This window comes from Streptomyces sp. NPDC055506 (assembly GCF_053643595.1).
This window is the reverse complement of the sequence record NZ_JBSHKH010000193.1, coordinates 1-11,209: the sequence shown is the minus strand read 5'-3', so window position 1 is coordinate 11,209 and position 11,209 is coordinate 1. Positions and strand designations below refer to the sequence as shown.

Here is an 11,209-nt window from a genome sequence, read left to right as displayed (position 1 = left end):
GAGTGGACGCTTCTGCCGGGCGGGAACAGCCCGCAGCAGCAGGCCCCCGGCGGCGCCGCGGGGGCGCCGCCGGCCCACGGCGACCGCAGCCCCACCACCTTCCACCAGTTCTCCCTCGGCCGCGTGATGCGCATCGGCCGTGCCCTGGAGAACGAGCTGGTCGTCTCCGACCTGCAGGTCTCCCGGCACCACGCCGAGTTCCACGCGACGCCCGACGGCCGCATGGAGATCCGCGACCTCGGCTCGCACAACGGCACGTACGTCAACGGCATGCCGATCCCCAAGGGCGGCGGGCAGTTGCTCGGCCCGGCGGATGTCGTCGGTGTCGGCCACTCGACGTTCCGCATCGTCGGCGACCGGCTCGAGGAGTTCGTCGACACCGGTGAGGTGTCCTTCTCCGCCCGCCATCTGACCGTCACGGTCGACGGCGGCAAGCAGATCCTCAAGGACGTCTCCTTCGGCGTCCCCGAGAAGTCGCTCATCGCGGTCATCGGCCCGTCCGGCTCCGGCAAGTCGACCCTGCTCAAGGCACTCACCGGCTACCGCCCGGCCGATCAGGGCGAGGTCCTCTACGACAACCGGAACCTCTACAAGCAGTTCGCCGAGCTGCGCCAGCGCATCGGTCTGGTCCCGCAGGACGACATCCTGCACAAGGAACTGACCGTCAAGAAGGCGCTGAAGTACGCGGCCAAGCTCCGCTTCCCGGCCGACACCACGGCCCGCGAGCGCGAGGCCCGTATCGACGAGGTGCTGCGCGAGCTCAAGCTCGACATCCACAAGGAGAAGAAGGTCACCTCCCTCTCCGGCGGCCAGCGCAAGCGCGTCTCCGTGGCCCTGGAGCTGCTCACCAAGCCCTCGCTGATCTTCCTGGACGAGCCCACCTCAGGCCTCGACCCGGGCATGGACCGCGACGTCATGCAGCTGCTGCGCGGCCTCGCCGACGACGGCCGTACGGTCCTCGTCGTCACCCACTCCGTGGCCGAGCTGGCGATCTGCGACAAGCTCCTGGTGATGGCCCCGGGCGGTTCCGTCGCCTACTTCGGCCCGCCCGAGGAGGCGCTGAACTTCTTCGGCTACGACACCTGGGCCGATGTCTTCTCCGCCTTCGAGAACTACCGCGACTACGACTGGGCGGGCCGCTGGAAGGGCTCGCAGCACTACCAGATGTACGCCGCGGACATCGACGCCGTGGCGCCGCAGTCCGTACAGGTTCCGCCCATGCAGGCGATGAAGCCGCCGAAGCCACAGGGCTGGATGTCGCAGTTCGTCACACTGGTGCGGCGCTATGTCTCGGTGATCGTGTCCGACAAGGGCTTCCTCGCCCTGATGGTGATCCTGCCGGCCGTGCTCGGCGCGGTCAGCCTGCTCATCGACGCGGACAAGGGCCTGCTGCCGAACCCGGCCAACCCGCAGACCGGCCGGATCATCCCGAACGGCACCGCCACGACGGTCCTGCTGATCCTCGCGGTCGGCGCCTGCTTCGCGGGCGCGGCGAACTCCGTCCGTGAGCTGATCAAGGAACGGGTCATCTACGAGCGGGAGCGCGCGACCGGCCTGTCACGCTCGGCCTATCTGATGTCCAAGGTGTTCGTGCTCGGCATGATCACCGTGCTCCAGGGCCTGCTGGTCGGCGTCATCGGCTTCTCCAGCCGGGAGATCCCCGAGGAGGGCCTGGTCTTCGGCAGCGCCACGCTGCTGGAGCTGTCCGTGCCGATCATGGCGCTGGGCTTCACGTCGATGATGTTCGGCCTGATCATCTCGTCGCTGGTCAAGACCGCCGAGAAGACCATGCCGCTGCTGGTGATGTTCGCCATCATCCAGGTCGTCTTCACGGGCTGCCTGTTCACGCTGCACGGCTCGATCGGCGTCAACCAGTTCTCGTTCCTGATGCCGTCGCGCTGGGCGGTCGCCGCGTCCGGCGCCACGCTGGACTTCAACAAGATCGCCCCGCCGGAGACCGCCGGGGACAACGACCCGCTGTGGGAGCACACGGTCGGCGCCTGGGCCATGGACATGGGCGCGCTGCTCGCGCTCGGCGTGCTCTGCGGCTTCTTCGTGGCCCGCTTCCTGCGCCGCCACGAGCCCGAGGTCATGCGCAAGTAGGCACCGCTGTACGCAGCGCCGCCGTACGACGCCCCGAAGGGCGGCACCTCGTCAGGAGGGTGCCGCCCTTCGGCGTTTTCTCGTTCAGCGAGCAGAGGTCCGCGCTACCTCAGTACGCGCTGTCGACGTTGTCCATCGAGCCGTACTTGTCGGCCGCGTAGTTACAGGCGGCGGTGATGTTGGCTACCGGGTCGTAGATGTCCCAGGAGGTGCCGGGGACGTGCCAGGTCTTGAAGGTCGGCGGGATGACCTGCAGCAGACCCTTCGACGGGATGCCGTTGATGGCGTTGATGTCCCAGTTGTTGATGGCCTTCGGGTCACCGGACGACTCGCGGATGATGTTGCGGTGGATGCCGTCGTAGGACGCGGGGATGTCGTGCTTCTTCAGGATGTCGAGCGACTCGCGGATCCAGCCGTCGAGGTTGTTCGGGTAGCTCTTCTTGGCGGCCTTCTTGGCCTCGGCGCGCTTGGCGTCGCGGCTCGCGGCCTCCTTGGCCTCGCGCGCGGCCTCGGCCTTCTTCTTCGCCGCCTCGGCGGCGGCCTTCTTCTTGGCGGCAGCCGCGGCGTCGGCCTTCTTCTTCGCCTCGATCTGCTCGGCCTTCAGGCTGGCACCGGCCATCTGGTCGGTGACGCTCGCCTTCACGTCCTTGATCTGCTGGTTGCTGAACGCCACCGGAGCCGACTGAGCGGCTTCCGTCGTGGTCTTCGTCGAAGCACCGCTCGGCACCGCGGAGAACCCGATGGCGGCGGCGCCGAGGGTGGCGACACCCGCCATGGCGATCTTGTGGTGACGGGTGATGTTGCGACTGGGGCCACGGCTGAAGATGTTCTTGGGCATGGTGGTTGGACCTCTTCGAATAGCGCGGGAGTCGCTCGGCGTCCGGCGTTGGACTCGGTGTGTTTCCGACACAAACGCCGCGGAGGTGAACCCACGGCGCTGAGCGACGGCAGCCATTCTTAGCGGCCGCAAAATGGCGTGGCAAAGGTGTGACGTACGAAGGGAGATAGTGGATCAGGGAGTAGCAAATCGGGGCAGACTGGACTGTCGTTGCCGCTCAATAGGTCGAGTTTGTCTCCTACGTCCGTTCGTACGTGACGTGGCTCCTATGCGAGGGGTCACATCGGGCGAAGATCTGCTGCACTGTCAGTTGCTTGAGCAATGCACTGCGTGAGGGTTCTTTCCGGGCAGGACGAGGTGCACGTCCCCGAACTCGTGCCACAGGTAACTGCCCTGCAGTGCGGCCTCGTAGCCCCGCTCGACCGCAGCCCGCCCCGCGATCGCCTCCAGCATCAGCAGATGCGAGGCCTCCGGCTCGTGCAGCCCGGTCAGCAGCCCGTCCACCACCCGCACCCCGCGCTCCGGGGTCACCACCAGGCCGGTCCAGCCGCTCCGCGGCCGTACGACGCCGTCGGTACCCGCCGCCGACTCCACGGCCCGCACCGCCGTCGTCCCCACCGCGAGAACCCGGCCGCCGTCGGCCTTGGCGGCGTTGATCAGGCGCGCCGACGCCGCGGGCACCGCGAAGCGCTCCGGATACGGCGGCTCGTGCGCCTCCGCCGAGGCCACCCCCGTGTGCAGCGTGACCGGCGCGAACCCCACCCCCCGGCTCACCAGCTCCGCCACCATCCGCGCCGTGAAGGGCCGCGCCGCACTCGGCATCTCCGCACTGCCCGCCCCGTCCGCCGACGGCAGCGCGAACACCGTCTGGTAGACGGACAGCGGCTGGTCCCGCTCCGTGTAGGAGTAGCGAATGGGCCGCCCGTGCTCCCGCAGCAGCCCCGGAACCCCGGGCCCGGACACCCGCGCCCACCACAGCCGCCCGCTCCGCCCGCTCAGCGGCTCCTCCAGCACCAGCCGGCCCCCTCCCGGCAGGCACACCTCCGAACCCGCGGGCCCTCCCGCCCGCGCGCGTGTGGTGCCCCGCCCGTCGGGCTCCCGCAGCTCCACCGCCCAGCGGCCGTCGTCCCCGGAGGTGGAGAAGTGCACCACCACGCGCGCGTGCCCGATCCACCCGTCGACGGCCGCCGCCAGCGTGGCCGAGGTGTTGACCACGAGCAGATCCCCCGCCCGCAGCAGCCGCGGCAGCTCCGTGAACGTGTGATGCGCCACCCCCGCACCCCGAGACACCAGCATCCGTACGGCGTCCCGGTCCAGCCCGGGCCCCCGCTGCTCGACCGGCACCCGGGCCGACAACTCCTCCGGCACGCGCACGGCCGGTGTCATCGGGCCCCGTCCACCAGAGCCGGAGCCCCGTACCGCCCGCTCGCCGGACGCTCGTCCAGCAGCCGCAGGAACCCCGGCACCACAGCCGCCGGATCCGGCCGCGGATCATGATCGTCCGGTACGGCCGCCGCGTACAGGTCCGTGGCCATGTCCCCGGGATCCACCGCCCACACCCGCAGCCCCGGCTCCTCCACGGCGAGCACCGCCACCAGCTGGTCCAGAGCCGCCTTGGACGCCCCGTAGCCGCCCCAGGTCTCGTACGCCTCGGCGGCCGCGTCCGAGCTGACGGCGACGACCGTGCCCGCCCCCGAAGCCCGCAGCAGCGGCAGCGCCTCCTGGACCAGGCCGAGACCCGCCACCAGGTTCACCTCCAGCGCCCGGCGCAGCCCTTCCAGGGGCAGCTCCTCCAGCCGCACCAGCGGCTCGGCACCCAGCGCGCTCGCGTTGTGCACCAGCAGGTCGAGCCCGCCCAGCCGCCCCGCCGCCGACACCAGCTCCGCCCGGTGCCCGGCGTCGGTGACGTCCCCGGGCAGGGCGGTCACGCGCGTGCCGTACGCGGAGACGGCCCCGGCCGCCTCCGTCAGCGCCTCGGAACCCCTGGCATCGAGCACCAGGTCCCAGCCACGCCCCGCCAGGGCCTCGGCGAGCGCACGGCCCAGGCCCTTCGAGACCCCGGTGATGATCGCAACCGGCATGATCGGCTCCCTCGTCGTGATCGCGTGCCCTCAACGTAGGAACGGAGCCGTCCGGACCACCTCGGACGAGGGCCGCAATCCACCGGGTCCCTTCGCCCTAAGCCACAGGCCCGGCGCCCCCGGGCCTACGCCGCGCAGCCCTGCCGACTCGGCCCCGCGACCTAGGTCCACCGGACCGGGCACCCGCCGCCACCGGTCCGATCCGCGCTGTCACAGCCCGCCGGTACCGTGAGGACATGAGTCACGGTCCCCGGTCCGGCCTCGCCGCGGTGAGCTCCGCGTTGCTGGCCATGAGCAGGCATCTCGAGGTGCGCGACGTCCTCAAGACGATCGTCGCCTCGGCCCGCGAGCTGCTCGACGCGCAGTACGCCGCGCTCGGCGTGCCGGACGATCACGGAGGCTTCGCCCAGTTCGTGGTCGACGGCGTCAGCGAGGAACAGTGGAAGGCCATCGGCCCCCTCCCGCGCCAGCACGGCATCCTCGCCGCGATGCTGCACGAGGCCAGGTCCGAGCGGCTCGCCGACGTCCGCAAGGACCCCCGCTTCGAGGGCTGGCCGAAGGCCCACCCCGACCTGGTCGACTTCCTGGGCCTGCCGATCCGCGACGGCGACGAGGTCATCGGCGCGCTCTTCCTCGCGAACAAGAACTGCGAGAAGCCCGAAGGCGGCTGCGGCTTCACAGCGGACGACGAGGAACTCCTCGGCATCCTCGCCCAGCACGCGGCCATCGCCCTCACCAACGCCCGCCTCTACGAACGCAGCCGCGAACTGACCATCGCCGAGGAGCGCTCCCGCCTCGCCCACGAACTGCACGACGCGGTCAGCCAGAAGCTCTTCTCCCTCCGCCTGACGGCCCAGGCCGCCGCCCGCCTGGTGGACCGGGACCCCTCCCGCGCCAAGGGCGAACTCCATCAGGTGGCGGTGCTGGCCGCCGAGGCCGCCGACGAACTGCGCGCCGCGGTCGTCGAGTTGCGCCCCGCCGCCCTCGACGAGGACGGCCTCGTGGCCACCCTGCGCACGCAGGTCCAGGTCCTCGACCGCGCACACACCGCCCGTGTGACCTTCGCCTGCCAGGGCGTGAAGGCCCTGCCGGCCTCCCAGGAGGAAGCCGTCCTGCGCGTCGCCCAGGAGGCCCTGCACAACGCCCTGCGCCACTCCGGCGCCGACCACGTCGACGTGACCCTGGACCGCCGCGGCGGCGGAGCCGTCCTGCGGGTCACGGACGACGGCTGCGGCTTCGACCCGCAGGCGGTGCGGCGCGCGGGGCGCCATCTGGGCCTGGTCTCCATGCGGGACCGGGCGAGCGGGGCCGGCGGCACGCTGACCGTGGAATCGGTGCCCGGCAAGGGCACCACGATCGAGATGGAGGTCCCCGGTGGCTGACGCGATCAAGGTACTGCTCGTCGACGACCACCAGGTCGTCCGCCGGGGCCTGCGCACCTTCCTCGAGGTGCAGGACGACATAGAGGTCGTCGGCGAGGCCGCGGACGGCGCCGAAGGAGTGGACCGAGCCGAGGAGTTGAGGCCCGACGTCATCCTCATGGACGTCAAGATGCCGGGCATGGACGGAGTCGGCGCCCTGCGCAGACTCCGCGAACTCGACAACCCCGCACGCGTGCTGGTCGTCACCAGCTTCACCGAGCAGCGCACGGTGGTGCCGGCCCTGCGCGCGGGCGCCGCCGGATACGTGTACAAGGACGTCGACCCCGACGCCCTCGCCGGAGCCATCCGCTCCGTCCACGCCGGGCACATCCTCCTCCAGCCGGAGGTCGCCGGTGCCCTGCTGTCCCAGGAGGAGGCCAACTCAGGGCCGGGACGGGCCGGCTCGCTCACCGACCGGGAGCGCGAGGTGCTCGGCCTGATAGCGGACGGCCGCTCCAACCGGGAGATCGCCCGTGCGCTCGTCCTCTCCGAGAAGACCGTCAAGACCCACGTCTCCAACATCCTGATGAAGCTCGACCTGTCCGACCGAACGCAGGCCGCTCTGTGGGCCGTTCGCCATGGCGTGACCGGCTGAACGCTTCATGGACCCACGCGCGCGCCACGGCAACGCGGAAGGTTCCACTCCGGACCGAGATTCATACTGTCGTGGGAATGTCCCTCGTATGGCGCATCCTCGGTGGATCTCCGCCGTTCTCCAGTGCGTGCCGCGGCGCCTGCCGCGGCGATCGCAAGGAGGGCTCAGAAGTGAAGAACCTGAAGAAGGCCGCTGCCGTGACGATGGTGACCGGTGGACTCCTGGCCGCCGGTGCGGGCATGGCCTCCGCCACCAGCGCGCACGCCGACGGCAGCGCCATCGGCTCGCCGGGCGTCGGCTCGGGCAACGTGGTCCAGGCCCCGGTGCACGTCCCGGTCAACGTCTCGGGCAACAGCGTGAACGTCATCGGCGTCCTGAACCCGGCGTTCGGCAACCTCGCCGTCAACCACTGACTTCACCTCCGCCTCCGAGCCGAAGGTGACCCCGGCCTCCCAGACACATCTGGGAGGCCGTTCGCATACCCGCGCTCAGCCTGCGGGCAGTCGTGCCGCCAGGGGCGGCACGGGTGGGCGCAGGCGGCACCCCGCTACGCCGGGCCGCGCACCCACCCGCCCCAGCACAAACGCCGAGCACCGTCACAACCCTCAGTCAGCACTCCACCCCAAACCAACACCGACGTCGAGTACCCGACACCCGACAGTCAGCGCACGCCCCGCTCCCGCTCCTCCACAACGGAGTTGTACGCAGCGACCTGCGCCCGCCGAGCCGTCCGCTCCACCGGCCGCAACGCCTCCCGCCGCGCCCCCATCTCGGACGCACTCACCGCACCCCCGTGCCCACTCTCCGTCGCGACCACGATCAACGTCCCCACCCGCTGCGCCAGCTCCAGCACCCGCACCGCCCGCGACGGATACCCCGGCGCCAGCACCTCCCGCCCCCGCTCGGCCCGCGCCCGATACGCATCGATCGCCGCCTCCGCCACCGGCCCCGACCCGGCCACATCCAGCCGCGTCAGCACCTCCGTCGCCTCCCGAAGGGCCTCCGCCAGCTCCCGCTCGGCCTCACCCAGCGACGGCACATCCGCGGGCGGCGCCTCCCGCACGGGCAGCACATGCCATACGACCTCGACATGCACATCACCCTCGGGCCCGGCCTCGTACACCTCCGGCACCAGCCCGAACGCGGCGCCGTAACAGACCACCGCCTGCTCGGCGTCCAGCGCCCGCGCGTTGAACTCCGGCGGCCCGCTCAGCCCCAGCGGATGCCCGGGCGCGGGCAGCGCGAGCCGCAGCCCGGTCACCCCGAGCGACCGCAGCCGCCCCAGCGCGAGCGTGAGCCCGACGGGCGCCGACTCCTCGGGCAGCCCCTCCACCCGGTGCACCGCGTCCTCGCCGACGATGGCGAGCACGGCGTCATCAGGTGAGACAAGTCCGGCCAAAAGGGCATTTCCCCAAGCTGCAAGACGTCCAGCACGCGGTTCCGAGAGCATGCCCCCAGCCTAAGAGAGCCCAAGACCCGGACCGAGGGAATGCCCGGACCGACCGGTGGCGTAGATTTCATGGAGGGCTGCGCCCACCGGCGCGGCGGACCGAGCCACAGGCTTACGCGACAGCCGAGACCGGCCACACTGCAAGGGGAGACAACGCGCTCATGAGCGATGTTCTGGAGCTTCAGGACGTATCCGTGGTCCGCGAGGGCCGGGCTCTGGTGGACCAGGTCTCCTGGTCGGTCAAGGAGGGCGAGCGCTGGGTCATCCTGGGCCCGAACGGCGCCGGCAAGACCACCCTCCTCAACCTCGCTTCCACCTACCTCTTCCCCAGCTCGGGCACCGCCGCCATCCTCGGCGAGACCCTCGGCACGCCCGGCACCGACGTCTTCGAGCTGCGCCCGCGCATCGGCATGGCCGGCATCGCCATGACCGAGAAGCTGCCCAAGCGCCAGACGGTCCTGGAGACCGTGCTGACCGCCGCGTACGGCATGACCGCCACCTGGCACGAGGACTACGAGGAGATCGACGAGCGGCGCGCCCGCGCCTTCCTCGACCGCCTCGGCATGAGCGACTACCTGGAGCGCAGGTTCGGCTCGCTCTCCGAGGGCGAGCGCAAGCGCACCCTCATCGCCCGCGCCCTGATGACCGACCCCGAGCTGCTCCTCCTCGACGAGCCCGCCGCCGGACTCGACCTCGGCGGCCGCGAGGACCTCGTCCGCCGCCTCGGCCGGCTCGCCCGCGACCCCATCGCCCCCTCGATGCTCATGGTCACCCACCACGTCGAGGAGATCCCCCCGGGGTTCACCCACGTCCTCATGATCCGCCAGGGCAAGGTCCTCGCGGCCGGCCCGCTGGAGCTCGAACTCACCTCCCGCAACCTCTCCCTCTGCTTCGGCCTCCCGCTCGTCGTCGAACAGGCGGGCGAGCGCTGGACGGCCCAGGGCCTCCCGCTGTCCTGACCCACCCCCGGCACCACACAAATCCCAAAGTAAGAACGGCATTTCACACGCTGGGCGCCCTGTCGGCGACAGGGGCGGCGGACCTACCATGACCATGTGGAAATCGACGCATGGCTGTGGTGGCTGATCGGCGCGGCAGCGCTCGGCATCGCGCTCGTGGTCACCGCGATGCCCGAACTCGGCATGCTCGCGGTGGGCGCCGTCGCCGCGGCGGCGGTCACCGGCGTCTTCGGTGGCGGAGCCGTCGCGCAGGTCGTGGTCTTCGCCGTCATCTCGACCGCCGGTATCGCCGTCGTACGGCCCATCGCGAACCGGCATCGCGCCCAGCGGCCCCAACTCGCCACGGGTGTGGACGCGTTGAAGGGCAGACAAGCCGTCGTCCTGGAACGCGTCGACGCCTCAGGCGGCCGGATCAAGCTGGCCGGAGAGGTCTGGTCGGCCCGCGCCCTCGACACCGACCGTGCTTACGAAGTAGGCCAGGAAGTGGACGTCGTGGACATCGAGGGAGCCACTGCGATCGTCATGTGACCTCGCAGGACGTAACTGGAGTGAACTCCTCGCCAGCTACGCGACGGTCTGTCAGACTCGACCAGCAAGATCTTCGACAACCATAAGATCTGCCGAAGTCGCCGAGGCGGAGAAGGGTACGGGGAACGACGATGGAACCGGTCATCATCGTCCTGATCATTCTGGTGGTGTTGGTCTTCATCGCCCTGATCAAGACGATCCAAGTCATCCCACAGGCCAGCGCGGCCATCGTCGAGCGCTTCGGCCGCTACACGCGGACACTGAACGCGGGCCTGAACATCGTCGTCCCGTTCATCGACACCATCCGCAACCGCATCGACCTGCGTGAACAGGTCGTCCCCTTCCCGCCGCAGCCGGTGATCACCCAGGACAACCTGGTGGTCAACATCGACACCGTCATCTACTACCAGGTGACCGACGCACGGGCCGCGACGTACGAAGTCGCCAGCTACATCCAGGCCATCGAGCAGCTCACCGTCACCACGCTGCGCAACATCATCGGCGGCATGGACCTGGAGCGAACCCTGACCTCCCGCGAGGAGATCAACGCGGCCCTGCGCGGCGTCCTCGACGAGGCCACCGGCAAGTGGGGCATTCGCGTCAACCGCGTCGAGCTCAAGGCGATCGAACCGCCCACCTCCATCCAGGACTCGATGGAGAAGCAGATGCGCGCCGACCGCGACAAGCGCGCCGCGATCCTCCAGGCCGAAGGCGTCCGGCAGTCCGAGATCCTGCGCGCCGAGGGTGAGAAGCAGTCCCAGATCCTGCGCGCCGAAGGTGAGGCCAAGGCGGCCGCCCTGCGCGCCGAGGGCGAGGCCCAGGCCGTCCGTACGGTCTTCGAGGCCATCCACGCCGGAGACCCGGACCAGAAGCTCCTCTCCTACCAGTACCTCCAGATGCTCCCGAAGATCGCCGAGGGCGACGCCAACAAGCTCTGGATCGTCCCCAGCGAAATCGGCGACGCCCTCAAGGGCCTGTCCCGGCGATCACGCCGACGCCGGTCCACTCGACGATCACCGCCTTGTCGAGCTGGGTGCGCAGCGCGGTCTTGTACGGGGAGTCGGCGAGGTCGTAGTACTCGGTCGGAACGGTCTGGAGCCGCTCGACACCGGGATGGGTGGCGATGAAGTCCTGCTGTACCCGGTTGAGCAGGAACGACTGCGCCGCGCCCGCGGCCGCGCCACCGGAGCCGAACTTCGCCGCATCGGCATCGCAGTTCCAGCGGGTATAGGAG

11 protein-coding genes and 1 pseudogene are annotated in these 11,209 nt (G+C 70.3%); 7 read left to right on the top strand and 5 right to left on the bottom strand.

The features are described from left to right. A partial coding sequence (locus ACWIF2_RS38340; protein ID WP_454366017.1) for an ATP-binding cassette domain-containing protein occupies window positions 1–2,103 on the top strand: 2,103 nt, incomplete at its 5' end. Between the two features lie 109 nt (window positions 2,104–2,212). On the opposite strand, the gene ACWIF2_RS38335 is transcribed toward ACWIF2_RS38340, so the two are convergent. The 3 genes from ACWIF2_RS38335 to ACWIF2_RS38325 form a co-directional block, all read right to left on the bottom strand. After that, a complete protein-coding gene (locus ACWIF2_RS38335) occupies window positions 2,213–2,941 on the bottom strand; it encodes a transglycosylase SLT domain-containing protein (RefSeq protein ID WP_454366015.1) in 729 nt (242 codons plus the stop codon). Window positions 2,942–3,247: 306 nt separating this feature from the next. Further along, a complete protein-coding gene (locus ACWIF2_RS38330; protein WP_454366013.1) occupies window positions 3,248–4,327 on the bottom strand; it encodes an S-adenosylmethionine:tRNA ribosyltransferase-isomerase in 1,080 nt (359 codons plus the stop codon). Next, a complete protein-coding gene (locus tag ACWIF2_RS38325; RefSeq protein WP_454366011.1) occupies window positions 4,324–5,022 on the bottom strand; it encodes an SDR family NAD(P)-dependent oxidoreductase in 699 nt (232 codons plus the stop codon). The genes ACWIF2_RS38330 and ACWIF2_RS38325 overlap by 4 nt, the downstream gene beginning before the upstream one ends. Window positions 5,023–5,258: 236 nt before the next feature. Here ACWIF2_RS38325 and ACWIF2_RS38320 point away from each other — a divergent pair, with 236 nt between their 5' ends. The 3 genes from ACWIF2_RS38320 (at window position 5,259) to ACWIF2_RS38310 (ending at window position 7,451) form a co-directional block, all read left to right on the top strand. After that, complete coding sequence (locus tag ACWIF2_RS38320; protein WP_454366009.1) at window positions 5,259–6,404, top strand: GAF domain-containing sensor histidine kinase; 1,146 nt, start codon at window positions 5,259–5,261, stop codon at window positions 6,402–6,404. Beyond that, complete coding sequence (locus ACWIF2_RS38315) at window positions 6,397–7,038, top strand: response regulator (protein ID WP_454366008.1); 642 nt, start codon at window positions 6,397–6,399, stop codon at window positions 7,036–7,038. Before ACWIF2_RS38320 ends, ACWIF2_RS38315 begins: the two co-directional genes overlap by 8 nt. Window positions 7,039–7,208: 170 nt before the next feature. Then, the gene (locus ACWIF2_RS38310; RefSeq protein ID WP_454366006.1) at window positions 7,209–7,451 is read left to right on the top strand and encodes a chaplin; all 243 of its coding nucleotides are present in this window, start codon (window positions 7,209–7,211) and stop codon (window positions 7,449–7,451) included. Between the two features lie 248 nt (window positions 7,452–7,699). Here the strand turns inward: ACWIF2_RS38310 and ACWIF2_RS38305 are convergent, their stop codons facing one another. Then, window positions 7,700–8,488, bottom strand: a complete 789-nt coding sequence (locus tag ACWIF2_RS38305) for a hypothetical protein (protein ID WP_454366004.1) — start codon at window positions 8,486–8,488, stop codon at window positions 7,700–7,702. 161 nt (window positions 8,489–8,649) lie between these two features. Between ACWIF2_RS38305 and ACWIF2_RS38300 the strand changes: the two genes are divergently transcribed. The 3 genes and pseudogenes from ACWIF2_RS38300 to ACWIF2_RS38290 all read left to right on the top strand — a co-directional run. Then, window positions 8,650–9,447: an ABC transporter ATP-binding protein gene (locus ACWIF2_RS38300; RefSeq protein WP_454366002.1), complete on the top strand. Its 798-nt coding sequence runs from the start codon at window positions 8,650–8,652 to the stop codon at window positions 9,445–9,447. A 96-nt stretch (window positions 9,448–9,543) separates the two neighbouring features. After that, on the top strand, window positions 9,544–9,975 hold the full coding sequence (locus ACWIF2_RS38295; RefSeq protein WP_382591813.1) for an NfeD family protein: 432 nt from the start codon (window positions 9,544–9,546) through the stop codon (window positions 9,973–9,975). Between the two features lie 131 nt (window positions 9,976–10,106). Continuing rightward, a pseudogene (locus ACWIF2_RS38290) lies at window positions 10,107–10,955 on the top strand (SPFH domain-containing protein); the annotation flags it as partial. On the opposite strand, the gene ACWIF2_RS38285 reads toward ACWIF2_RS38290, so the two are convergent. Beyond that, window positions 10,942–11,100 carry a beta-N-acetylglucosaminidase domain-containing protein gene (locus ACWIF2_RS38285; RefSeq protein ID WP_454366019.1) on the bottom strand — a complete coding sequence of 53 codons (159 nt, stop codon included), beginning with the start codon at window positions 11,098–11,100 and terminating at the stop codon, window positions 10,942–10,944. The pseudogene ACWIF2_RS38290 and the gene ACWIF2_RS38285 sit on opposite strands and share 14 nt — an antisense overlap. Window positions 11,101–11,209: the final 109 nt, after the last annotated feature.